Source organism: Paenibacillus barengoltzii G22 (genome assembly GCF_000403375.2).
Taxonomy (GTDB): Bacteria; Bacillota; Bacilli; order Paenibacillales; family Paenibacillaceae; genus Fontibacillus; species Fontibacillus barengoltzii.
On the sequence record NZ_KE159652.1, the window covers coordinates 164,911 to 190,009 of the forward strand.

The 25,099-nt window shown below is 53.6% G+C and carries 21 protein-coding genes; 17 read left to right on the forward strand and 4 right to left on the reverse strand.

Features of this window, described 5'->3' with window-relative positions; genetic code table 11:
- Positions 1-122 precede the first annotated feature (122 nt).
- From C812_RS00845 to trxB, 9 genes are all read left to right on the forward strand, one after another.
- Positions 123-1,016, forward strand: coding sequence for an ABC transporter ATP-binding protein (locus tag C812_RS00845; protein WP_016310811.1), 894 nt, complete (start codon positions 123-125; stop codon positions 1,014-1,016).
- Entirely contained in the window at positions 1,013-3,190 is a 2,178-nt protein-coding gene (locus tag C812_RS00850; RefSeq protein ID WP_016310812.1) for an ABC transporter permease, read from the forward strand. The genes C812_RS00845 and C812_RS00850 overlap by 4 nt, the downstream gene beginning before the upstream one ends.
- Positions 3,174-3,911 (forward strand): hypothetical protein, encoded by a 738-nt coding sequence (locus tag C812_RS00855; RefSeq protein WP_139816622.1) that lies wholly within the window; start codon positions 3,174-3,176, stop codon positions 3,909-3,911. Before C812_RS00850 ends, C812_RS00855 begins: the two co-directional genes overlap by 17 nt.
- Before the next feature lie 85 nt (positions 3,912-3,996).
- Complete coding sequence (locus tag C812_RS00860; RefSeq protein ID WP_016310814.1) at positions 3,997-4,626, forward strand: RNA polymerase sigma factor; 630 nt, start codon at positions 3,997-3,999, stop codon at positions 4,624-4,626.
- On the forward strand, positions 4,610-5,470 hold the full coding sequence (locus C812_RS00865) for a hypothetical protein (RefSeq protein ID WP_016310815.1): 861 nt from the start codon (positions 4,610-4,612) through the stop codon (positions 5,468-5,470). The genes C812_RS00860 and C812_RS00865 overlap by 17 nt, the downstream gene beginning before the upstream one ends.
- Entirely contained in the window at positions 5,467-6,318 is an 852-nt protein-coding gene (locus C812_RS00870; RefSeq protein WP_016310816.1) for an ATP-binding cassette domain-containing protein, read from the forward strand. Before C812_RS00865 ends, C812_RS00870 begins: the two co-directional genes overlap by 4 nt.
- Positions 6,319-6,444: 126 nt before the next feature.
- Entirely contained in the window at positions 6,445-7,737 is a 1,293-nt protein-coding gene (locus C812_RS00875) for a homocysteine synthase (protein WP_016310817.1), read from the forward strand.
- A 307-nt stretch (positions 7,738-8,044) separates the two neighbouring features.
- On the forward strand, positions 8,045-9,991 hold the full coding sequence (locus C812_RS00880; RefSeq protein ID WP_016310818.1) for a heavy metal translocating P-type ATPase: 1,947 nt from the start codon (positions 8,045-8,047) through the stop codon (positions 9,989-9,991).
- Positions 9,992-10,133: 142 nt separating this feature from the next.
- Positions 10,134-11,084, forward strand: coding sequence for a thioredoxin-disulfide reductase (trxB, locus tag C812_RS00885; RefSeq protein ID WP_036624473.1), 951 nt, complete (start codon positions 10,134-10,136; stop codon positions 11,082-11,084).
- 81 nt (positions 11,085-11,165) lie between these two features.
- On the opposite strand, the gene C812_RS00890 is transcribed toward trxB, so the two are convergent.
- Positions 11,166-11,363, reverse strand: a complete 198-nt coding sequence (locus tag C812_RS00890; protein WP_016310820.1) for a hypothetical protein — start codon at positions 11,361-11,363, stop codon at positions 11,166-11,168.
- Positions 11,364-11,659: 296 nt separating this feature from the next.
- Between C812_RS00890 and C812_RS00895 the strand changes: the two genes are divergently transcribed.
- A complete protein-coding gene (locus C812_RS00895; RefSeq protein ID WP_016310821.1) occupies positions 11,660-12,793 on the forward strand; it encodes a transglutaminase domain-containing protein in 1,134 nt (377 codons plus the stop codon).
- A gap of 72 nt (positions 12,794-12,865) precedes the next feature.
- On the opposite strand, the gene C812_RS00900 is transcribed toward C812_RS00895, so the two are convergent.
- Positions 12,866-14,011 (reverse strand): virulence factor, encoded by a 1,146-nt coding sequence (locus tag C812_RS00900; RefSeq protein WP_016310822.1) that lies wholly within the window; start codon positions 14,009-14,011, stop codon positions 12,866-12,868.
- 288 nt (positions 14,012-14,299) lie between these two features.
- On the opposite strand from C812_RS00900, the gene C812_RS00905 reads away from it, so the two are divergent.
- The 4 genes from C812_RS00905 (at position 14,300) to C812_RS00915 (ending at position 17,822) form a co-directional block, all read left to right on the forward strand.
- Complete coding sequence (locus tag C812_RS00905; protein ID WP_016310824.1) at positions 14,300-15,649, forward strand: cytochrome ubiquinol oxidase subunit I; 1,350 nt, start codon at positions 14,300-14,302, stop codon at positions 15,647-15,649.
- Entirely contained in the window at positions 15,646-16,677 is a 1,032-nt protein-coding gene (locus tag C812_RS00910) for a cytochrome d ubiquinol oxidase subunit II (RefSeq protein WP_016310825.1), read from the forward strand. The genes C812_RS00905 and C812_RS00910 overlap by 4 nt, the downstream gene beginning before the upstream one ends.
- Positions 16,678-16,682: 5 nt before the next feature.
- Positions 16,683-16,784 (forward strand): cytochrome bd oxidase small subunit CydS family protein, encoded by a 102-nt coding sequence (gene cydS, locus C812_RS23035; protein ID WP_016310826.1) that lies wholly within the window; start codon positions 16,683-16,685, stop codon positions 16,782-16,784.
- Between the two features lie 87 nt (positions 16,785-16,871).
- On the forward strand, positions 16,872-17,822 hold the full coding sequence (locus C812_RS00915) for an MBL fold metallo-hydrolase (protein WP_016310827.1): 951 nt from the start codon (positions 16,872-16,874) through the stop codon (positions 17,820-17,822).
- Between the two features lie 18 nt (positions 17,823-17,840).
- Here the strand turns inward: C812_RS00915 and pgmB are convergent, their stop codons facing one another.
- The gene (pgmB, locus tag C812_RS00920; RefSeq protein ID WP_016310828.1) at positions 17,841-18,512 is read right to left on the reverse strand and encodes a beta-phosphoglucomutase; all 672 of its coding nucleotides are present in this window, start codon (positions 18,510-18,512) and stop codon (positions 17,841-17,843) included.
- Between the two features lie 15 nt (positions 18,513-18,527).
- Entirely contained in the window at positions 18,528-20,828 is a 2,301-nt protein-coding gene (locus C812_RS00925; RefSeq protein ID WP_016310829.1) for a glycoside hydrolase family 65 protein, read from the reverse strand.
- A 106-nt stretch (positions 20,829-20,934) separates the two neighbouring features.
- On the opposite strand from C812_RS00925, the gene C812_RS00930 reads away from it, so the two are divergent.
- The 3 genes from C812_RS00930 to C812_RS00940 are packed head-to-tail and all read left to right on the forward strand — an operon-like array spanning position 20,935 to position 25,063.
- Positions 20,935-21,687: a helix-turn-helix domain-containing protein gene (locus C812_RS00930; RefSeq protein WP_016310830.1), complete on the forward strand. Its 753-nt coding sequence runs from the start codon at positions 20,935-20,937 to the stop codon at positions 21,685-21,687.
- On the forward strand, positions 21,687-23,531 hold the full coding sequence (locus C812_RS00935; RefSeq protein WP_016310831.1) for a cache domain-containing sensor histidine kinase: 1,845 nt from the start codon (positions 21,687-21,689) through the stop codon (positions 23,529-23,531). The genes C812_RS00930 and C812_RS00935 overlap by 1 nt, the downstream gene beginning before the upstream one ends.
- A complete protein-coding gene (locus tag C812_RS00940) occupies positions 23,528-25,063 on the forward strand; it encodes a response regulator transcription factor (protein ID WP_016310832.1) in 1,536 nt (511 codons plus the stop codon). Before C812_RS00935 ends, C812_RS00940 begins: the two co-directional genes overlap by 4 nt.
- Positions 25,064-25,099 lie beyond the last annotated feature (36 nt).

Consider the following 25,099-nt stretch of genomic DNA (forward strand, 5'->3'; position numbering starts at 1 on the left):
ATTGTGGAAATAGTGCCCTTTTTTCATTTCATCCAAACTTTTTAGGTCCCCTTTCCGTTACAGGTACAGATGTCTCCCGCGGAAGGCATAACTCGATAAAATGTTCGGAAAAGAGGAAACGTATGATACAAATTGATCATTTATCCAAAAAATACACGCGCGGCGGTTTAGCGCTGGACGATGTCACTTTAACGCTAAACGAAGGGATGGTGGGTCTCCTCGGTCCCAACGGCGCCGGGAAATCATCGCTGATGCGGATCCTGGCCACACTGATGCCGCCCACTTCGGGTGAAGCGACGATCTTTGGCATCCCGCTGCGCCAGGCAGAGGAAATTCGCCGCATCATCGGATATTTGCCGCAGCAATTTCAAGTGTATCCGCAGCTTACCGGCGCGGAGTATCTGGATTATGTCGCGGTCATGAAGGGGATTACCGATAAGAAGAAGCGCAAGGCGGAGATCGAAGCGTTGTTGGAGCAAGTCAACCTGCAAGATAAGGCGCGAAAAAGAGTCCAAACCTACTCCGGCGGCATGAAACGCCGTCTTGGGATCGCCCAGGCGCTGCTTGGATCGCCGCGGGTGTTGATCGTCGACGAACCGACGGCCGGCCTGGATCCCGAGGAACGCGTGCGGTTCCGCAATCTGCTGACCCGCTTCAGTCTGGGGCGGATCGTCTTGCTGTCGACGCACATCGTGGCCGACATTGAGAGCAATTGCCGACAGATCGCCGTCCTGAATAAAGGTAAAGTGAAACTGTCCGGGGAACTGGCAGATCTGCAGCAATTCGGAAGCGGGAAGGTCTGGGAGGTTCGCCTTACCGACAGCCAATTTGCCCGGTTGGATCCGATGTCCGTCGTGTCCACGCAGCCGACCGAAGGCGGCCTGTTCTGCCGGATTATCAGCGAGTTGCCGCCGGAGGGGGCAAGCGAAGCCAAGCTGGCCTCGCCGACGCTGGAGGATGGCTACTTGGCTCTGCTCAGATCGGAGCGGATGGAAGGGGCGGCGTATGGATCATGAGTAAAGTAAGACGCCTGTTCCAATTTGAGCTTCGCCTGTTGTTTGGGAACCGTTGGCTGTTGGGAATCCTTGTGATCTTTGGGGGACTGCTGTTTTTGAATCTCAGAAATTTGCCAAACCAGGATAGCCTGTTCTTCCCACGGTCCTATACCAGCCTTACTCTGCTGCACACGATGAGCCTGGGGTTGACGATGCTGCTAGGCGTACTGATGATCCGCCGGGATATTCGCCGAACCTCCTTTGAATGGAATGCGGCGTTGCCGGTGTCCTATGTTTCTAGAATTTCAGCCAAATACGTGGCGGGAGTGTTGTATTTTACGGTGTTCACGCTGCTGGCCGGTGCCATGTTTGCCTGGGTTTCCTCGCAGACGGGCGTAGCCTCCTCGATCACCTGGTACTATACGAGCTATTATATGCTCAGCTTTGAAGTGTCCTATCTCGTTACCTTGGCGCTGGCCATGCTGCTTGCGATTTGCATCGCGAATCGGGCTGTCTATTTGATCGCTTTTTGCGCCTGGATGTTTGGGACGTTCTTTCTGGATATTTTCCTGCTCGAACGCAACAGATGGTACGTGCTGCGTACGTTCCACCTCAATCAATTGTTTGTGACCGGGGACCCCGATGCTGAAACATGGGGGATTCGTCTCATCGCAGACGATCTGGCGATATCCCGCTGGTTTGTTCTGGCGTTTACGCTGCTGCTGTTAACAGCCGGTGTGTTCCTGCTGAATCGGCTGCGTCCCACGGCTTATCAGCGCAGAAATTGGGTAGCCGGGGGATTGGCTTTGGTGCTCGCAGCGGGAACTTTTTTCCCTTATCTGTCTGTTTGGAGCGAGCGGAATCGTGACTTCTATGCCAAGTTAAACGACCCGGCCGTCCTGTCCACGGGTGATGTCCAAAGGCTGAAGGTGGAAACGATTCGGATCGACAAGTATGATATCGATCTCGAGCGGGAGCCGGATGATCGCTTAAGCATCAAGACGGTCATGGATATTCCTGCGGGGGAGTTAGCGGGACGCAGCGAGCTGGTGTTTACCTTAAATCGGACGTTCCATGTAGACCATGTCACGGTGAAGGGGGAAGCCGTTCCGTTTTCGCATGAAGGAGAGAAGTTGACGCTCAAGTTATCCGCCCCTCTGTCTGCCCATGACGCGGTTCAGGTCGAGATGGCCTACAGCGGGAAAGTGATGGATTACGTGGCCGAGGATTATACGGAGGGAGCGTATCTGGCTTTCGTCAAAGGGGAAAACGTAAGACTCCCGGGATATATCGCCTGGTATCCATTGCCGGGGGAATATCCAGTTTACGTTAAAAATACGAGCCAAAAGGCCATCAACATCGCATCAGATTTTGGCGGTTGGCTGCTGCCGTCCGCTGATTTTCGAATTACCGCGACCGGATTTGAGACCAAGCTCTACGGGAACCTGGAGCAGGTGGAGCAGACCGTGGAAGGACAAGTGTTTGAGGGCAACTCGTCGGCATTCGTGAAGTTATACGGCGGGGAGTTTGAGGAGGTGGCCAATCCGAAATTGCCGGTTCGGCTCGTGACCACCCCTTATAACGTGGGAAGAGCACAGAAGCTGCTGGAGACGTGGGCGAACGAGTACGCCTATTTTAAAAGCTGGGTTGAACCTTGGGAACCCAAGCTAGACCAGTTGCTTATGCTGCCGTTGGATGATAACCACTCGCCTGACTTGGAGAATAAGACCGGGTACTTGATCTGGCTGGTCACGGAACATGAGCAGTATACGAACATGCTGATGAATTCGATGCTGCTGGGCTCAAGCGAAGGAGAATACAACATTCTGGATGTATCAAAAGACGTGCGTCCGCAGATTCGGGCTTTGATGTGGTATATATATTTCCGGGAGCATAGAGACTTCACGGCAGAGGATCTGAAGCAAGGCGCCGGCGGCAGCCTGCTGTACAGTATAATGGAACCGAACGATGAGACCGACCCGAATCATCTTGGTTTGCAGATGGCAACGCAGGTGGCTCAAGCGCTGGATGAAGGGAAAAATAATCAGGTGAAACAGGTTCTAAACCATTTTTACGCCAAGGGGCTGGAAATCCCCCAAGTGGATGATCCTGAGGGACGGACGGGACCGATTCCGTATACCGAATGGGAACAAGTATGGAAGCAGGTGATGCATGATGATGCCGACGCCAACTAACGATCGAAGCCGAAACAGCTGGTTCCGCGGATGGACCTTGGAGCTGAAGGTGCATAAGCAACCGATTACCTGGCTGACGCTGCTGATGTTTGTGCTTTATCTGCTTGGTATTTTGTTGGGGGATCCCGAACGGCCAAGAAATGTATACTACTTCTCGGAAATGGCCATGTTCTCGGTAGCGGTGCTCCTGCCTCTGCTCTTGTTCCAGCGGGACATTGGAGGCGGCATGGAGGTTCTCGCGACGTACCCCGTGTCTTTAGGACAGCTGGTTTTCCGAAAATGGCTGCTTTCACTTCTGCTGACAGTCGGGTTAGGGGTCATTCTGATGTCGGTCTATGCGTGGTTTTTCGGGGGGATATGGACCATCCGTCATCCTTGGAACGGCGCAGAGGCTATACCGAGGGCCGAGATGAGCGTCTACTCCCTGATCCTTCAGAACCTGCCGGCTTATGTGCTGCTTAACTCTTTAACGATAGTTGGAATCGTGCTGTTTCGCCGTATATACGGCGGCTTGGTGCTTGGCTTCGCCGTCTGGGTTATGGACTCCCTTAGTTTTGGCGATTGGCTGGGCCGTTGGACGTTGTATGCGAGCTATTTAAAGAAGTCGTACTCCTTTCCACAAAATCGAATCGGCTTGTTGATCGCATCGCTGCTATTGCTTGCTTTTGCCGTTTGGTTGATGGGCAGGAGAGAACGCTGGATTAGCGCAGAAGAGGAATAACGCTCGCCTTACAGAGCCTACAGGGCAGGGCGTTTGATTGATATGGAACAACCTACTATAGAAATTAGGGGGAGGGGGAAAAACAATGATTTCGGACACGCTGTTGGCCGAGCGAATGGCTGCCGGCGATCAAGAAGCGTTCGAGCTGCTGGTAACGAGGTATCACGGGCCGCTGCTGTCCTATGTCACCAGTCAGCTCAAGGACCGGGGGAAAGCGGAGGATATCGTCCAGGAGACGTTTATCCGGCTGATTCGCCACCTGAAAAGGCATGGCGGTATGGAGCAGCTTCGCCCGTGGCTCTATAAAGTGGCGCTGAATTTGTGCCGAGATTATTGGCGCAGCGCGTCCTACCGTTCAGAGTACGCGGGGATCGACACGATTCCGGAGGATATCGATCCATCACCAAGGGCGGAGGAATTGATCGAACGGCAGGAGACGGTACAGCAGCTGGCCGAGACGATGACGATGCTTCCGGAACTGCAGCAAGAGGTCGTGCGCATGCGCTTCTTCCATGATTTAAAGCTGCAGGAAATCGCAGAGCTGCTGGAGTTGCCGCTGAGCTCCGTCAAGTCGCACCTTTATGGAGGATTGCGCAAGTTGAAGCGGGTGCTGTCACGCTCAGCAGACTCGCGGTTATCGGTTTCAGACGATGAGGTCCCTAAAATTCATGGAAAAAAGGAAAGTGAGGTGCCGATGCATGGAACGATCCATTGATAAAGAGCTGGAGCAATTGGAGCGGGAGCTGCGCGAGCCGCTGCGGCAGGCGCTGCAGCCGGGACCAACTCCGTCGGAAACCGCGGCGCTGATCCAGGCGCTGCAGCCGGAATTCGCCGCCCTTCAAGCGCAAAATGCGGCGGCATCGCTGGATTTTAATGCTGAAGTGGAACCGCCCACCTTGGGTCGGTTGCTGCGGAGTCAATTTCGTTTGAACCGCCGTTCGTTGATGTTGACGGGGGCAGCTATCTTTTTGATGCTGGTATTTTTGGTGGATCCGCGTCATCCTCTGAGCAATGGGTTGCTGGGGGATCGGGTGCCGGGATTTTTCTCTCTGATTACCCCGCTGATGCTGATCGCCTCGATGCTATACAGTTATCGCAGCTGGGATCGCGGCATGCGCGCGATCGAGAGCGTGACCCCCTACCCGCCGGCGCTGGTCATATACAGCCGCATGCTGATGATCATGGCGATGGTCGTGGGCTGGGCGCTGATCAGTTCCATCGTGGTGAGCATTCGTGTGACGACGGTCGGCGAAGCGACGTTGCCATTGATTCCTTTCTTGCTGGATTGGTTAGGGATTTCCCTGCTCATCGGAGGAGCAGCGATGTACATGTTGTTTCGTTACGGACATAAGGCGGGGGTGTGGACCGCAGTCGGCGTCTACCTTCTGTGGCTGGTTCTCTTCGACCAGATGGCGTCGATGAATCTGACTGCCGGGGCGGGGACAGGAATTGTGATGAATGCAACATGTCTGCTGGTCGGTGCCCTTCTGTTGTTCCGTTCGTATTTTCGCAGTCGGAACCTGAAGACCGCTACCGGTCAGGACGGTGTGCAGCGATGATTCGCATCGAAGGGCTGCGGGAACGCCCGATCGGCGGATTTATCCTGCAGATCGACCAATTGCAGTTGAGACCGGGGATCACCTTGCTGGTCGGGGTGAACGGAGCCGGGAAAACCACCCTGCTGGAGCTTCTGGCGACGGTAAACCTGCCGTATCAAGGGGAAATTCTCTATCAGGAGCGGTCGGCGCTGGCCGATCTGCCGCTGGTGCGCAGTCAAATCGGATACGTGCCGTCGGAGGTCGAGCTGTATGAGAATATGACGCCGCACAAGCTGCTCAATTATTTGTCTGAGCTAAAGGGTGTATTTCATTCGGAGCGTACGGAGGGGCTGCTTCGTGATTTTCGGCTGGAAGCATATCGTGACACGAAGCTCAAGCGCTTATCCGGCGGCGTGCAGCGGAGGGTCGCTCTGGCCCAGTCGCTGCTCGCTGCTCCGCGCTTCCTGCTTCTCGATGAGCCGCTAAACGGCATGGACACCGGAGAGCGGAAGCTGGCGATCGCTTATTTGAACCGGTATGCCGAAGGACGAATGGTCATCGCGGCGGTGCATGAACTCAGCGAATGGGAGGAAGCAGCGGATTATGTGCTGTGGCTAGATCAGGGAAAGGTTCGTTTTTACGGTGGAAAAACGTCCTGGATGGCAGATTTGCCCTACCGGGTATGGGAAGGGATGCTGACGCGCAAGCAATTTGATCAGTGCCCGGAGACCGGGTTGATTCAGTTTCGGGAAACGGCGGAAGGCATCTATGTCAAGCTGGTTGGGGAAGCCCCCCTCTTTCCAGAGCTCCACGAAGGGGAGCCGACGTTCGAGGATGCTTATTTTATCCGGAAATATCAACGGGTGTAGCTCAAACAGAATAATTCATATAAAAATTATCGGATTTCCTATTTTCAAATCCGAAGAGATGTGAGAGAATATGAAAAAACATTCTCGATTTCTCATGATTTCGAAGATTTGAAGGAGGAATTATCCATGTCTGAAGAGCGTCAATATGCCCCAGAAACGCTGGCGATTCACGCCGGCCAGGAGATCGATCCCACTACATACTCCCGTGCGGTCCCGCTGTACCAGACGACGTCGTATGGTTTTCGCGATACCGAGCATGCGGCGAATCTGTTTGGTTTGAAGGAATTCGGCAACATTTACTCGCGGATCATGAACCCAACCAATGACGTGTTCGAGAAGCGTGTAGCTGCGCTAGAAGGCGGCGTCGGGGCATTGGCGACGGCCTCGGGTCAGGCAGCGATCACTTTCTCCATCTTAAATATTGCCGGGGCGGGTGACGAAATCGTCTCCTCGACCTCGTTGTACGGCGGTACCTATAATCTGTTTTCCACCACACTTCCTAAGCTGGGCGTGCATGTGAAGTTCGTGGATTCCTCGAATCCGGAGAACTTCCGAGCTGCGATTACCGACAAGACGAAGGCGCTTTACGCCGAGACGATCGGCAACCCGAAGGGCGATGTGCTGGATATCGAAGCGGTCGCGGCGATTGCCCATGAGCACGGAATTCCGCTGATCGTCGACAATACGTTCCCGAGCCCGTATTTGCTGCGTCCAATCGACTTCGGGGCGGACATCGTTGTGCACTCGGCGACGAAGTTTATCGGCGGGCACGGCACTTCGATCGGCGGCATCATCGTCGACAGCGGAAGATTCGACTGGGCGGCCAGCGGGAAATTCCCAGGCTTGACCGAGCCGGATCCAAGCTACCACGGCGTTGTATATACGCAAGCTGTAGGTCCGCTTGCTTACATTATTAAGGCTCGCGTTCAGCTGCAGCGCGATCTCGGCGCTTCGTTGTCGCCGTTTAATGCGTGGCTGCTGCTGCAAGGGCTGGAAACATTGCATCTGCGCGTGGAACGTCACAGCCAGAACGCCCTGAAGGTGGCGCAATATCTGGAATCGCATGAGTTGGTCGAATGGGTCAGCTATGCAGGATTGCCAAGCCACCCATCCTATGAACTGGCACAAAAATACTTGCCGAAAGGACAAGGCGCGATCCTCACGTTTGAAATCCGCGGCGGCGTGGAAGCCGGTCGCAAGCTGATCAACAGCGTGAAGCTGTTCTCGCATCTGGCCAATGTCGGCGATTCGAAGTCGCTGATCATTCATCCGGCCAGCACAACGCACCAGCAGTTGACGGAAGCGGAGCAACTGGCCGCGGGCGTTACGCCGGGGCTAATCCGCTTGTCCGTAGGGACGGAATCAATCGACGACATCCTGTATGATTTGGAGCAGGCAATTGCTGCGAGCCAGGCCTAATACGGTGAATATAGAAGCCGCTGAACCGGAGTTTGTTTGTCCGGTCAGCGGCTTTTGTTCGTGTGTGAACAAGGGCTGCGCTGTGAATCTAAAATCGAGGTCAACAGGTGTTTACAAAATGGAAATATCGGCATACAATAGAGTCAAAAGTTTCTCTTAACCAAAATTATTGTCCTGATTCAACAATGATTATCGTTCTCATTTGTGAGCTGCTCCGGGAAGATCCCGGGGCAGCTTGCGCCATTTTTAGGGGGTTAACAATAATATTCATTCTCATCTTGACCGCCTGTATAAGGAGGAGTTTATCATGGAAGTCGCCCATCGAAGAACCTTGCCGGAAGTGAATCAAACCGCCCATCAACCTAACCCGGGCGGGAAGCGGCGGTTGAATTGGAAGCGGCTCTTCAGCCACCGGGAGCTGCTGCTCGCGCTAGGCAGCGGCGGGTTGATGCTTACCGCATGGGTCTGGGGGATGCAGGGGATGATGCCTTGGATCTCCGTCGCGCTGTATATTGCTGCGTATGCGGTGGGGGGTTATGTGAAAGCCCGGGAAGGCTTAATCACTTTAATCCAAGAGCGGGATTTGGATGTCAATTTGCTGATGATCGCGGCGGCGTTGGGTGCTGCCTCGATTGGCTATTGGAATGAAGGAGCGATGCTCATCTTCATCTTTGCGTTAAGCGGCGCTCTGGAGTCGTTCGCCAGCGAACAGAGCCAGAAGGACATCTCAGCGCTGATTGCGATGAAGCCGGAAACAGCGCTTCGCGTTGGCGGAGATGGGATGGAGCTGGTGCCGGTGGAGGCGCTGGCCGTGGGCGACCTGCTGCTGGTGAAGCCCGGGGAGGTGATCCCGGCAGACGGGGTCATTCGCACCGGAAGCTCTGCGGTGAATCAATCCGCCATCACCGGAGAATCGATCCCGGTGGATAAACAGCCGGGAGACGGAGTGTATGCCGGAACAATTAATGGAGAAGGGGCGATTTATGTAGAGGTGTCCAGCCCGGCGGAAGGCACCTTGTTCGCCAAAATTATCACCCTTGTGGAGCAGGCTCAGCAGGAGGTGCCGGGAACGCAGCGGTTTATTCAGCGGCTGGAGGGCATTTACGCCAAGACCATTGTGGCGGCAACATTGGGCCTAATCCTGCTCACACCGTGGTTGCTTGGATGGAGCTGGTCGTTTGCTTTTTACAAGGCGATGGTGTTTCTTGTCGTGGCTTCCCCGTGCGCGATTGTGTCGTCGGTGATGCCGGCGATGCTCTCGGCGATGTCGAAGAGCGCCCGCAAAGGCGTGCTGTTCAAAGGCGCAGCACATATGGACCACCTGGGCAGCGTTCGGGCCGTTGCGTTGGATAAAACCGGGACGCTGACGGAAGGCTCGCCGGTGGTCACCGGGCTGTACACCGTCGAAGGCGTTGACCCGCGGGAGGTGCTGGCTGCCAGCGCTGCGGCAGAGAGCCTGTCGGAGCATCCGCTGGCTCAAGCGATCGTACGCAAAGCACAAGCCGAGGGGCTGCCGATCGACGGGGCCGAGGAACTGCGGGCGCTTCCGGGCTGGGGCATCGAAGCGAAGGTCAGCGGCGCGATGTGGCGCATCGGCAAGGCGGGCGCTGGCGACTCGCTGCTGCCAGGACCGCTGGCTGAGCAGCTGCGCGAGTGGATCGCCGAGGGGCACACCGTCTCCGTCATTCAACGGGACGGGGAGTACATCGGCCTCATCGCGCTCCGCGACGAGGTGCGCCCGCAGGCCAAGGCGGCCATCGCCCGGCTGCACGAGCTGGGGGTCGCCGTCGCGATGTTGACCGGCGACCGCAGCGTAACCGCCCATGCGCTGGCCAAGGAGATCGGCGTGGACCTCGTGTACGCCGATTTGCTCCCGCAGGAGAAGGTCGCGCATGTCAAGGCGCTGCGGGAGCGATACGGCAGCGTCGCGATGGTTGGCGACGGCGTAAACGATGCGCCGGCGCTCGCAGCCGCAAGCGTGGGCATCGCCATGGGCGGCGGCGGCAGCGGGGCCGCGCTGGACGTGGCCGATGTCGTGCTGATGAACGACAGCATCGAGCGGATTGCAGAGACGATCTCGCTTGCCCGGCGCGCTCGGCAGATCGTGAAGCAGAATCTGGTGTTTGCGGGTGCGGTGATTCTGATGCTAATCGTAAGCAATTTTGCAGCGGGCATCCCTTTGCCGTTTGGTGTTGTAGGTCATGAAGGCAGCACGTTACTGGTGATATTAAACGGGCTGCGGCTGCTTCGGTAGCGATCTTCACCATTCCTTCATTTAACCTTCACCAAACCTATCCATTACTAAGATTGACAGATTCCTGCAACGTTCACATAATTAGAATCAAGCAATCTTATATCTATAATTTGGGAGAATCCATTTGAAAGGATTTGAGGATATGTACAAATCAATAATTATCGGAACCGGACCAGCCGGGTTAACCGCTGCAATATATCTCGCTCGCGCGAACATGAATCCACTGGTAATTGAAGGCCCGCAGCCTGGCGGTCAATTAACAACAACTACGGAAGTTGAAAATTTCCCAGGGTTCCCGGATGGGATCATGGGCCCGGAATTGATGGATAATATGCGCAAGCAAGCCGAACGTTTTGGCGCTGAATTCCGCATGGGCTGGGTGAACAGTGTAGACCTGAGCCAACGTCCGTTTAAATTGCAGGTTGAAGGAATTGGTGAGCTCGTGACCGAGACGCTGATCTTGTCGACAGGGGCAACGGCTAAATACCTGGGTATCCCGGGCGAAGAGGTGAACGTTGGACGCGGCGTAAGCACGTGCGCAACCTGTGACGGTTTCTTCTTCCGCAACAAGGAGATTATCGTCGTTGGCGGCGGCGACTCCGCCATGGAGGAAGCCGGCTTCCTGACCCGCTTTGCTACGAAAGTGACGGTGGTGCATCGCCGCGATGAGCTTCGCGCCTCGAAGATTATGCAGGATCGCGTCCGCAGCAACGAGAAAATCGAGCTGGCTCTCAACCGCACACCGCTTGAAGTTATCGCTGGGGAACAAGGGGTTACCGGCTTGAAAGTGCGCAACAACGCAACGGGCGAGGAAGAAGTCATTCCAGCCAGCGGCGTATTCGTGGCGATTGGCCATCAACCGAACACCTCGTTCTTGGGCGGCCAAATCGAGCTGGATGCCAACGGGTACATTGTGGTGAAGCCAGGCACTTCCGAGACTAACGTTCCGGGCGTCTTCGCCTGCGGCGACGTCCAGGACAACCGCTACCGTCAAGCGATCACGGCGGCTGGAAGCGGCTGCATGGCAGCGATCGATTGCGAGAAATTTATCGAAAGCATGGAGCATGAGCAAGCGGCAGCTGCTGTAAAATAAGCAATAGCCAAACGGCGATACAGGAAGGGCCTGTATCGCCGTTTTCTTTTGCAGAGTTATAAAATGATTACGCTTCCTAGATTAGATAAATAGTCCGGCAATCAGTTGGAATACGAAGTATCCCAACACTCCGCCGCCGATTAAGGCAAGGCCCGCCCGCTTGCGGCCCTGGAACAGTCGAAGTACACCGAGGCTCACCATAGGCGCCACAATCAACAGAAAAAACATGACAGCCAAAAATAATTCCACCGAAATATCCGAAATATTGACGATAGTCATCCAATCGATTCTCCATTCCTACGGAAGTCCGAAAAATTATGCAATGACATTTATCACATTATTTATGATTTTATTATACATAAGCCCAGCTTTCATTTGTAGAAGCTGATTGTGAATTTTAGGAAACAGATTTTCGTGGAAATCTCGAAGGAATCGACTTAAGGAAGTTGTCCAAATCCGGATTTGCATCGACAAAACTAGTAAGCTTTTGCAGGAATGGCTGTGTTACAATGGGCTTGATCGTAAGTTTGGCAGCAATCGTTTGTGCAGCTTGACCAGAAGGTGAGGGAAGCCAGATGCGAAAGAAAATCGGGAGACTTTCAAAAGGTTGGCTCATAACCGGGGTGATCGGCGGTTTCCTGCTAAGTGCTGAACCCCTTGCATGGATTGCGGTCCCGGTGCAAGCGGCAGCGGAGCCGGCGACGGTCACCACGACCAAGCAATTGCAGGCGAAGCTGGCGCAAGGGATGGAGGCGCGGAACCCAACGATTACCTTGAAATATAAGGGGTCGACCCAAAATTTGGAGAAGCAGCTGAAGCAAGCGGTGAACGATGCGCTGGAAGCTGATCCGTACACGAAATATATCGTGGATCGTTACGTCTACTCCTGGCGAGGGACGACGAGCTCGGCCAAAATCACCCTGCAGGTGCATTACCGTGAAACCGCTGAGCAAACGGCTTACGTCCGCCAAAGGGTGAAGAACATCCTGAAGCAGCTGATCCAACCGGGAATGAACAACCATCAGAAAATCAAAGCGATTCATGATTATGTCGTGTTGAACTTGAAGTACGATACCGATCTACAGAAATATACCGCTTATGAAGGGCTCAAAACCGGGGAAGCGGTATGTCAGGGCTACGCCTTGTTGACTTACGAGTTGCTGAAGGAAGCCGGGATTGAGAACCGACTAGTCGAAGGGACAGCGGGGGGCCAGCTGCATGCATGGAACCTCGTGCGTCTCGACAACCGCTGGTACCATTTGGACACGACCTGGGACGACCCGGTTCCTGATGTGCCTAAGCGTGTGAATTATACGTATTACTTGCGAACCGATGAGCAGATGAGGCAGGATCATGTCTGGAAGGCGGCCGATTATCCTCGGGCATCCGTTCCTTATATTCAAACCTTGCAGGCGTTAATTGAGGCTGGCGGGGAGAAAAAGCACACTTATCTCGCCCTGAAGACCGCGCTGGGGTATGACTTATATGATGCCGATGCGTCCGTGTCCAATACCAAAGAAATCGCGGAGCGAGTGAAGGCCGGGATGAAGGAAGGAAAAGCGACAGTGACCGTGCGTTACGCCGGTTCGGATGAGCAGCTGCTGGAGGACTTGACCGGGCTGTACAATTTAGGCATCCGAAATATCCGTTACCTGATGCAGCCTTTGGATGGGACGAATGATTTGCGGGTGGAGATTCATTGGGAATAAGTTTTGAAAAAAATAACGAGCAAGGAACACAGACATCTCCTGTCTGATGATCCTTGCTCGTTTTGTTTATCTTTACTTGCTGCCTCCGCGATCACGGCCGGCCATCTGCTGCCAGACGGTTCCGGCGGCTTGCTCGCCGGACTCGATCCGCTCGACGGCCATGCGCGCTTGCAGACCGACCTCGAACTCAGGGTCGTCCACCGCTGCGCGCAGCGCCTCCAAGGCATCATCCGTGCCGACCTCGTATAGGAAGCGGGCCGCGCGCCAGCGGACCAGCTTGCTGCTGTCCGACAGCGCGGCGATCATCGGCCCTGTGGCTGCCGGATCGCCGATGTCGGACAGCGTGTCGCCGGCGGTGCGCCGCACGGCGGCGGAAGAGTCGCGCAGCGCCTCATACAGCAGCTCCATCGCCTCCGGCGTCCGCAGATCGCCGAGATACACGACGGCGAGCCGGCGGAGCTGCATTTGCGGATCGCGCAGCGCCTCCGCCAGCAACGGCAACGCCTCTTCGGTTGGCTGCTGCAGCGACTCCAGTGCGGCGTAGCGCACGCGCCAATCGGGGTCCTTCATCCGCTCGCGGATTTCGTCCAGGCTCAGCGCGCGCCGCTGCTCGACGAACTCCGTCTCGCTGCGGCCATGGGCGATCGCTTGCTCGACGATGCCTTTCAGCCGCTCCGGCGGAAAGGCCGCCTCCAGCTCCTGCTCGATCTCGCGGGCAATGTCCGGCAGCTCGCCGTAGCGCACGCCGTAGTCCACGAGCTTGCGCTCCTTGATCAGCGTGGCACTGGCCACCTCAGTGACGGCGTTCACGAACCGCTCGGACAACGAGATCCGTTCCTCTTGGTTCCCCGCCTTCACCCGAATTTGCATCGGGATGCCCCGGAAGAACTGCACGAATACCTGGGCTTCCCCAAATCCCGAGGCTTCCCCGCTCTCCGGACTCCAGGCTGATTCGACGCCTTCCTGTCCGAACTGCTTCTGCACTTCGGACAAGATCGCCGCCCAATCGGCGCTGCCTTTCCGATCCAAAGCGACAAAATCAGCGGTGTGGAATACGCTTTTGACCCCAGGGATCTGCAGCAATCCGCGAATCCAAGCAGGGGCGGAGCGTTCGTTGTCCCGTGTATATGTTTTCCGAATCCCCGGCTCCAGGCTTTCATCCAAATGGAGTTTCATCGTATTTGGGCTGGGGGTCGGTTCGATAAAGACGATCTTCATAGATCATCACGACTCCTTTCTATTAGGTAAGGACTTAATCCAATCCTTGATGGTTTAATTTTAAACTTTTCGTGTCTATTGTACCTCAATGCGGCCTATTGCCCAACCCTTACAGGAATAAAAAGGAACATCCGCGACACACTAAATGGGCAAGGAGGCGAAGGCATGTTCCGAAAACAAGAGCGAACTCTGGCGATCGTATGTCTCATCGTGGCTGTGATCATGTTGTATGCCTTTATCAAAAGCGTGATTCGCTTCCTCCATTACTTCTCTTGAAGGAGCTTCGTTATGACACATCTTGACCCGGTCACGTTAAGCCGGATGCTTACCGGGCTGACCTTGTTTGTACATATCATTTTTGCATCGATTGGCGTGGGCGTACCGCTGATGATCGCACTGGCGGAGTGGCGGGGCATTCGCGCGAACGATCCGCATTATACGATGCTGGCTCGTCGCTGGGCTCGCGGCTTCGTCATCTCCGTGGCGATTGGAGTCGTGACCGGGACGTCTATCGGCTTGCAGCTGAGCCTGCTTTGGCCTACCTTTATGCGCGTCGCCGGGCAGGCGATTGCGCTGCCGCTGTTTATGGAGACCTTCGCCTTTTTTGTGGAGGCGATTTTCCTGGGGATCTACTTTTATACATGGGATCGCTTCAAAAATAAAGGGCTGCACCTGCTCCTGTTAGTTCCGGTGGCCATCGGTTCTTCCGCCTCCGCCTTCTTCATCACCACGCTGAACGCCTTCATGAACACACCGCAGGGATTCACCCTCAAAAATGGGGTCATTGCCGACTTCCGTCCGCTGGTCGCGATGTTTAACCCGGCCACGCCAACCAAGGTGTCCCATGTCCTGGCTTCTTCGTATACGGCCAGCGCGGGAATTCTGGCGGGCATCGCGGCGTTTAGTTTGCTGCGCGGCCGGGATCACGTTTATTTCAAAAAGGCGCTGAAGCTGACCGTGATGTCTGCCTTCGTATTTGCTCTGGCGACGGCGGTGATTGGGGATTTCTCCGGCAAGTTTCTGGCTAAGTACCAGCCGGAGAAGCTGGCGGCCGCGGAATGGCATTTTGAAACGATGGAACGGGCACCGCTGATTTATGGCGGCGTCCTGGATGAAGCGGGAAATGTCAAATACGCGCTGAAAATCCCGTATGCGCTTAGCATCCTTGCCGGTAACTCGCCAAATACCCGGGTCATCGGGTTAGAGGAGTTCCCGGAGGATGAGCGTCCGCCTTTGCTGATCCATTATATGTTTGACCTCAAGGTGACGATCGGGGCGCTGCTCGTGCTGATTCCGTTCCTGTATTTGCTTCGGCGCTACTTGCCCGGCGGCAAAACGAAGGTTCCGGTCTGGCTGCTGATCGGCATTCTGGCGCTGGGACCGCTGGCGATGGTTGCCATCGAGCTCGGCTGGATGTTCGCCGAGTTTGGCCGTCAGCCGTGGATCATCCGGGGGTATATGAAGGTGGGGGAAGCCGCCACCACCTCGAAAAGCGTTGGCCCGATGCTGCTGATGTTCGCTGTGCTGTATCTGGTCCTGTGCCTTTCCTGCGTTTACGTATTATCCCGGATGTTCCGCAACAAGGATGTGCTCACCGAGCTGCGGCAAGCCGGGCTTGAGGGAGGAGACGCGAAATGAGCTATGAGCTGGTCGGCATTACGGTGTTGTGGACGTTTCTGTTTGGTTATTTGATCGTCGCCTCCGTTGATTTTGGGGCCGGATTTTTCAGCTATTACAGCGTGATCACCGGCCACGAAAACAAAATCCACGACATTATTCAAAGGTACCTGTCACCGGTGTGGGAAGTGACCAACGTGTTTTTGATCTTTTTCGTCGTTGGGTTGGTCGGGTTCTTTCCGGATTCCGCGTACTATTACGGCACGGCGCTGCTGATTCCCGGCAGCTTGGTGACCGTGCTGCTTGCCTTGCGAGGCGCTTATTACGCGTATAACACCTATGGCGCGAGCCAAGCGAACAACAAAACGTATATGGCGATCTACGGGGCGACGGGTTTGCTGATTCCGGCGGCCCTTTCGACGATCTTGGCGATTTCGGAGGGCGGAATTATCGGCGAGCGCGACGGGAAGGTTGTGTTGGATTGGGCAGCCTTCTTTGCGAATCCGTATACTTGGTCGGTGATTCTGTTGGCATTGGTGTCGGTGCTGTATATTTCGGCGATGTTTCTTGCTTTTTATGCAGATAAAGCGGAGGATCAGCGGGCTTTCGGAGTCCTGCGCGGGTATGCCTTGCTGTGGAGCGGGCCGACGATTCTCGCCTGTGTATTCGCCTTTTTTCAGATCAATCGGCAAAATCCGGAGCACTTCGCACATATGTTGGATATTGCGTGGATGTTTATCGCGTCTCTGATTTGTTATCTGGGGGCCGTCTTCTTGATGTGGAAAAAACGGCGGCTCGGCTGGTCCTTCCTGCTGGTCATGCTGCAGTTCGGGTTCGCTTGGTACGGCTATGGCCGCAGCCACCTTCCCTATATTCTCTATAAGCAGGTGAGCATCTATGAGAGCTTTACGAACGAGACGATGGCTGTCGCTTTAATCACCGCATTTGTCGCGGGATTGTGTATTCTCATTCCTTCCTTGTTTTTGCTGATGCGGTTATTTTTGTTTGATGCCAAATATGTAAGAGGCAATTCGCCGGGGAAAGGGTGAAGGGAATGGAATGGTTTATGATGATGATCGCGCCGGAGTTGGTGGTCGCTGGGGCGGTTCTTTTCTTATTTCTCTATGCCTGGAAATATAAGGATCGGGTCGATTGACCCATAAAATTTGGGTTTAGGCCGGGGATTGGTCTAGAATGAATGATAGAGAGAGCGAAAGTAATGCGGAGAGGAGTCACTGGAGCGATGCCAAGAAGAATGCGCTACAACAACCTCGATAATGTCAGCACCGACAAAACGTTAAAGCAATTTAAGCAGCTTCGGGAAGAACGGCGCAGAAAAAAGAAGGACTATTCCTTCCTGATTCCCAATAAGCCGCCGGAGCTCGATTATTTGCAGGCGAACCGGGAAGAGAGCACGATTACGTGGATCGGTCATTCGACGTTTCTGATCCAATATCAAGGGTTGAATATCGTTACCGATCCCGTCTGGGCGATGCGGATGGGATTTCAACGCCGGCTCACCGAGCCGGGAATCCCCATTCATCAACTGCCGCCCATCGATGTGATCTTGATATCTCATTCCCATTATGATCATATGCATTTTGCTTCGATTCGTCGGATTTATCACAAAGATACGACTATCATTGTCCCAGTTGGTCTGGGGCGGAAAATGTGGCGGAAAGGGTTCTACAACGTCCATGAAATGAGCTGGTGGGAACGGATAAGGATTGGGGAGGTAGACATCTCCTTTGTCCCGACTCAGCACTGGACGCGCCGCACGCCATTTGATACGAATACGTCTCATTGGGGCGGCTACGTCCTGGAGCCGGTGCCAAGCGAGGCGGAGAAGAAACCGCCGGTCATTTATTTTGCCGGAGACAGCGGTTATTTCCGCGGATTTGCCGAAATCGGCGAACGCTATCAGATCGATGTGGCGTTGCTGCCGATCGGCGCTTATGAGCCGGAATGGTTCATGACCAGCCAGCATACGACGCCGGAGGAGGCGCTGCAAGCGTTCGTTGACGTCAAGGCGAAGCTGATGATTCCGATGCATTACGGCACCTTCCGGCTCGCCGATGATACCGCGCAGGAGGCGCTGGACCGTTTGGAGAAGGAGCGGGTCCGCTTAGGCTTCTCCGAGGAGACGATTCGACTGCTGCATCACGGGGAAACGCTGCGATTGCCAGAGGAGTAACAGGCTGCTCTAGCTGCTTTACACGCGAACAGCAAACTGCTCCATCAGATTCCGCAAACTGAGCTTGGCGGTGCTAGGCAGCACGATGTCGGCTTTTGGGAACTGCTTGGCATCGCCGATGGCGACAGCGAACATGCCCGCTGCCTTAATCGCGTCGACTCCGGAAACAGCGTCCTCCACGCCGATGCAGGCCGACGGCTCTACCTTAAGCTGGGCCGCCGCAGTCAGGAAAATCTCCGGATCCGGCTTATTGTTCTTTAAGCGGGTGACGTCCACAGTCACATCAAACCAGCTGGTCACGCCCAGACCGTCCAAGACGGTTCGGGCGTTTTTGCTGGCGGAGGCGATCCCGGTCTTAATCCCGGCCTCCCGCAGTTCGGTGAGGAATTCCGAAATTCCCGGCAACAGGTCGGCTGGGGTGATTTTTTCGATTAACTTGACGTAAAGGTTGTTCTTGCGTGTTGCCAGTTCCTCCATCTCCACATCGCTGTATTGAACGGGAGTTGTTGCTTGGCTGAGCAACAGCTTCAAAGAATCAAGGCGGGACACGCCCTTCAGGTTTTCATTAAACTCGCGTGTAAAGGGTATGTTCAACTCTTCGGCAATGGCTTTCCACGCTTGGTAGTGATACTCGGCGGTGTCCGTAATGACTCCGTCCAAATCAAAGATGACTGCTTGCAAAGATTTCATTTTAACCGCTCCTTCTTAACTCTGTAATTCAAGGGTTGCCAACGGGCGAGAAACCGCGCGATCTGGATGCAATGTCAAGGTTTCCCCGTACAATTGCAGGTCGATGGCTTCGCCTTCGATCAGCTCCAAGATGACGTCTTCTTTTTCAATTCGCACGGAGATCAGGCGGTCGCGGAACGTCAGGCGGAAGGCATATTGCTCCCAATCCCGCGGAATCGCCGGGGCCAGGGACAGACCGCTTTCTTTCAGCCGCATGCCGGCAAAGCCGTACACGATCGACATCCAAGTTCCGCCCATGTTCGCCAAATGCAAACCATCTTTCGTATTGCCATGTGTGTTGTCCAGATCCAACCGCGCCGTTTCAATGAAATACTCATAAGCTTTGTCCAAATTGCCGATCTTGGCCGCCATGATGCTGAAGATACACGAGGACAAGGAGGAGTCATGGGTCGTAATCCGTTCGTAATAATCGTAGGAACGGCGGATCGTCTCCAGGGACTGCTCGTCCTCCAGCAAGAAATGGGCCAGCACGGTGTCCGCCTGTTTGCACACTTGGTACCGATAAATGGTCAACGGATGGTAGTGCAGCAACAGCGGATAGTTTTCTTTTGGCGTATTGGCAAAATCCCAAACCGCCTTGCGCAGGAATGTATCATCCTGCGGATTGATGCCCAGCGCTTCATCATACGGCAGGAACATCGCTGCTGCTGCCGCTTCCCAAGCCGCGATTTCGTCGTCCGTGACGCCAAGCTTCTCGCACAGCGTATGATAGCCAGCAGGATCGTAGTCCTTCAGGATCGCGCAGCTTTTGGCCGCCCATTTCAAATTATGCTTGGCCATTGCATTGGTATAGTAGTTGTTGTTCACGCAGCAGGTATATTCATCCGGCCCGGTGACTTCATCAATGTGAAAGGCTCCGTTGTATTCATGACCGATCTCGGCCCATAACCGCGCCGTTTCGATCAGCACTTCCGCACCGTAATTCAGCAGGAAATCCCGATCCTGCGTAGCAAGGTAGTATTGCACATAGCTGTAGGCGATGTCTGCGCTGATATGATATTGCGCTGTACCCGACGGGAAGAACGAGGAGCATTCGGTCCCTGAAATGGTGCGCCAAGGGAACAACGCGCCTTTGCGGTGTCCCATTTCCCGGGCTCTCGCTCTGGCATCGTCCAGGATGGAGTAACGGTACAAGAGCAGCTGACGGGCCAGCTCAGGCTGAGTCATCAAAAATACGGGGAACATATAAATCTCTGTATCCCAAAAGTAATGGCCTTCGTATCCTTCTCCGCTTAAGCCTTTGGCGGCGATGTTGCTGTACTTGTCCCGACCGGCGGATTGCAGCAACTGGTACAGGTTGAAGCGGATGCCTTCCTGCAGCTGATCGTCGTTCTGAATGATAACGTCAGCTGATTTCCAGTAATCGTTCAGATATGCCGTCTGCTCAGCAAGCAAATCGCTAAAGGATAAGTTGGACAGGCGCTCATGCAGGTCAAACGCCTGCTCCAGGAATCTTTCACCATGGCGGAGCGTGTCCGTATATACGTTGAATTTGGCAAATTCAACCGTTCCGTTCAAAGTAAAGGTTGCCGTATAAACGATTTCCCCCGGCTTGGTATCCAGCGTGATCGCTGCATCGGCAGTTAACTGATGGCGGGTGACGCATGCAGCTCTCATTTTGGAAACCATCGTTCCGTCCACGACGTAGCTGTAATCGCCTCGCGTTCCGTTGTCCACCACCGTCATCCGTTCCGCATGGCCTGCTCCAACCCGCGGATCGTTGGGATTGGTGTAGTTCTTGACGTTCCCATTTAGCGTAGAGACGATTTTGACTGGTCCGTTAAAATTGATCGGCTCCAGCTTGATATGAATAGCAAACAATTCACGGTGCGTAAAGGAGACGAGACGGCGGAAGGTTAGACGCACTTCTTTGCCAGTTGGAGATGTCCAATGCACGCTTCGCTCCGAGAATCCCTGATCCATATGCAACGTCCGTTGAAATTCCGTGAATGTGCCCTGATCCAGACGGAACGGCTCTTCCTCCTCGCCGAAATAGATCAGCACCGTTTGAGCATCGATGTTGTTCACCAGTTTCTGTTGTGTTTCAGGAAAAGCAAACAGCTTCTCGCCATAAGGAACCTCAATCACATCGTGGAATGCGTTGAGGTAAGTGCCGCGAATGCTGGTCATTTGCTCGCCGTAGCCTTCTTCAAAGTTGCCTCGCACCCCCAAATACCCGTTGCCCAGTGCAAAGATACTTTCCATATTCAACAGCTCAGGCTGTGAAACGTCCGAATTCGTTATTTTCCAAGTCATGGTTGTTCGATCCCTCCAAGTTGTTATGATTGAATTTTAGAACCGAAAGCGATAATGTAATACTAAATTCTTTAGATTTTTGTCAAAATTTTTAGGTGGGATAAAGATGAACTTTCAACAAGGTCAAGCTTATTATCAATCATCAAAAATGCAGGTACTTCAGGATCGTTTTGTTCATCCACCGGTAGACTACGAACAGGAACTGCTGGAAGCGATCCGGATGGGCGACGAAGCCACAGCCCTTCAGGTGATGCGGAAGATCAACGAGCTTGAAGGGGCGGTGCTGGCCACCTATCCGCTGCGCTCCAAAAAAAATGCTCTCATCGCCTCCTGCACTTTGTTTACAAGAGCCATCATTCAGGGCGGGGTCGATCCGGAGATTGCTTTTCACCTAAGTGATACTCTAATATTGGAGATCGAAAAGCTGAACGATCTTGAAGCGCTGGCCCAATTCGAATACGAAATGCTGGTGCAGTTCGTGATGACCATTCAGCGGGAGAGAGAAGAACTGCCGTACTCTCATCTGGTGAAGCTGGCGATTCATTATATCCGGCAGCATATTTTTGACGATTTGACCTTGCCGTATATTGCGGATCACCTCGGTGTACATCCCAGTTATTTGTCCGATCGTTTTCGCCGGGAAACCGGCGTGCCGCTGATGAAATATATTAACAGCCGTAAGATAGAAGAGTCGAAGTACATGCTTATCTATACGAACCGCTCCATTTCCGAAGTCGCATTCCATTTTAAATTTTGCAATCAGAGTTACTATACCCGATTGTTTAAGGAATTTGTCGGGATGACGCCAAAGCAATTTCGTACCAGCGGAGCGGGGAGATCCATACTGGAGAGATCATAATGATAATAAAATTCATCCGGCAGAAACTGTCACAGCTGAGTTTGGAGAAGAAACTGATCGCTGCCTTTTCTGTCTTTATCTTGATCCCGCTCACTTTGGTCGCCGGGATTGTGTCATGGATATATGTTAACAACAACCGTAACGTGATGCTGGATGCGGCGGTGGAGAACAACAAGCAGATCGTGACCAATATTGATACGTCCCTGCAGCCGCTGCAAAGGTTGTCTATGTTTCCCATTCAGGAGCAAAGCGTGTACCAAATTATGAAGAAGGACTACAACCAAGTCCCTTATCCGTTGCTGGAACGCGGCAGGGACTTCGATAAGGTGAACGGATTGATTCAAAGCGGGATCATGCTATATTCTGATTTGGTGGATTCGGTCGTTATTTACCATGAGCATGATCAGTCGATTATCGGCCGCAGCACCCGTGAGTATATCAATTATCAATATTTCAAAACCACCTATTTGCAGGAGCCGTTTATCCGCAAAATTAGAGAAGGGAACGGGCAGTTTATCACGACCGGCATTCATTACGATGAGCTGCTATCGCCGCACCGACTTCCGGTTGTATCCGCGGGCCGAGCTATTATGGACCCGTATACGAAGGAACGACTCGGATTTATTGTCTTCAACATTTCTGCGGACAAGCTGAAGACGTTGTGGAGTAATACGGCGTTCGCGGAAGCATCCAACTTCTATTTGCTGGATGAAGATCAGCGAATTATCCAAAGCTCCAATGGCGGGGAGATTGGCAAAGCGGCTTCCGCCGCGTTTGGGAGCGGCTTTCAGGAGGAGCCGTCCGGCCGGACCGGTACGACCCGAATGTGGATTAATCAAAAGCTGTATCTGATCTCTTCTCCGTCTCAGGTGGCCGAATGGCATGCGGTGACATTGATTGCAAAGGACGACATCTACTCCATTGTGTACCAGTTGGTTGCCATTATGGCTGGTACGCTCTTGCTGCTGCTAATCCTGTCGATCCTGATCTCCCTGCGGATCGCAGCGCGAATTCTAAAGCCATTGGCCGTGCTGAACCGCAAAATGAAGCTGGTCGCCCAGGGCCAACTTGATGTCCGGTTCGATACGCAGCAAAGCGATGAGGTTGGGGTAATCAGTAGTACGGTTGATCTAATGCTGCAGGAAATTCGCAGTTTGATTACGCGGATTTACGAGAAGGAGGAAGAGAAGCGCAAGCTGGAGATGGACGCGCTGCAATCGCAAATCCGCCCGCATTTTATTTACAATACGCTGAATGTTATCAAGTGGATGGCTAAAGTCCAGGGCGCATCCGGAATTGAGGAGGCGCTGCAAGCCTTCGCATCCGTGATGAAGTTTAGCATGAAGACGGATGAGAACTTGGTGCTCATCGCTGAGGAAGTCGGATTTGTCCAAAGCTATGCCAAAATCCTGGATTTCCGGTACTTCAACAAGTTTGAGGTGACCTATTCGATTGATCCAGCAGTTATCGAGTATCAAACCTTGAAATTCCTGATTCAGCCCCTGGTGGAAAATGCGATTTTTCATGGCTTTGAGGGAATTGATTATAAAGGCATGCTGAACATTTCCATTTATGAACGGCAAGGCGACTTGTACGTGGAAGTCGCGGACAACGGCCGGGGGTTCCCGGAAGAAGGCGAGTTACAGGCCAAGCCGGGATATAAGAAAGTCTCCAGAGATGGGTTTAACTCGATTGGCCTTCAAAATATTCGAAGCCGGATTCGGCTGCACTTTGGACCGGGTTATGGCTTATGGATTGCTCCCGGAAGGCAGGGAGGAACGGTGGCGCTGATACGCGTTCCAGTCATTCGAAATGATACGGCAGGGGGAAGGGACAGCAAATGAGAATGTTGATTGTAGACGATGAGCCGCTGGTGCGAATCGGCATTAAATCGGCGATCGACTGGCAGGCCCAAGGCGTGGAGATCATCGGCGAAGCCGGAGATGGAGATGAGGCGTTGCGGCTCATCGTCAGCGAGCAACCGGATGTTGTGCTGCTGGACATCAAGATGCCGAGAATGGACGGGCTTGAAGTGCTGCGCCGGATTAAAGAGCAGGAGCTGCCCGTTAAAGTGGTGGTCCTGAGCAGCTTTGACGATTTCGGGTTTGTGAAGGAAGCGATGAAGCTCGGGGCGCTCGATTATTTTCATAAACCGGACATGAATGACCGGGAGTTGATTGGCATGCTGCAGAATATCCGGGAGCAACTCGGAATGTCCGCTCCTTCGCACTCTCCAAAGGTGACCAATCACAAGGAACAGGTGCTTATCGGCTTGCTGAACGGGACGGGCACCCGGCATGAGCTTTCGGAAACGCGGTTGAAAGAAGGCAATATCTACGTCGTGTTGTTCAAAATCAAAAACTATGACAAGGTGCTGCAACGATACAGCGAATCGTCGCAGACCGTCCTTGGGAACACCGTGCAAAATATGGTGAACGAAGTCGTTTCGGCGGAGCGGGAGATCGAGTTCCTGCCATTAACCGAGCGGATGTACGCTCTTCTGATCAGCAACAGCGAACTGAAGAGTCTGCTTGCTTCGCTAACGCGCGTGAACGACATCGTGCAGCGGATCAGTTCGACGCTGAAGCGTTTCGTAAATATCGATATTGTGCTCGGCGTCAGCGATTGGGTGGATCGCTTCGAGCAAGTGCCCTTGGCGTACAAACAAGCGCTGCAAGCGTTATCGCACCATTTTTACCACCCGGAAACCTTGATTTTCTATTACAGCCACCAGAAGGAGCGAAGTGAGGCGGCATTGAATCAAGCGGATGCTTATGTGCAGCAAATGAAATCCGCCTTGGCTGAGCATGCCCACGAGAAGTTCATGGATGTGTTGTCACGTTGGGAGAATCTGATCCGTTCGGAAGAGTGTTTGGATGAGACAGAAGTACAGAAAGTCTATGAAGGCCTGCTGTTTATGATGGGCCGCAACGGGAAAACGGAGGAAGATCTCGGCGATCACGGGGGTTTTGAAGATTTCGTGCAAATGTCGAGTGCTTACCGGACTGTCTTTGAACAACGGCTTGGCGGAGAGATCAACGCTTCTTTCAAAGGGTACAGCCAGTTGACCCGTCATATTTTGGAGTACATTGAGCATCATTATCAAGACAGCTTGTCCCTGAAGTTGTTCGCCGACCTGTTCCAAGTTAGCCCGAATTATGTCAGCCGTCTGTTTAAAGAAGAAGTAGGGCAAGGCTTGTTTGATTATATTAATGAACTGCGTATTAACAAAGCCAAAGAGCTGCTAAAAGATTACCGTTACAAAATTTACGAGGTCGCTGAGAAAGTGGGGTTTAGCAATCAGGCGCATTTTGCCATCGTATTTAGCAAGTATACAGGAGTGTCCCCGAAGCAATACCGCAATGAAGAAGGATAAAAAAGAAGCATAAATCAGATAAAAAAGTGTGATTAT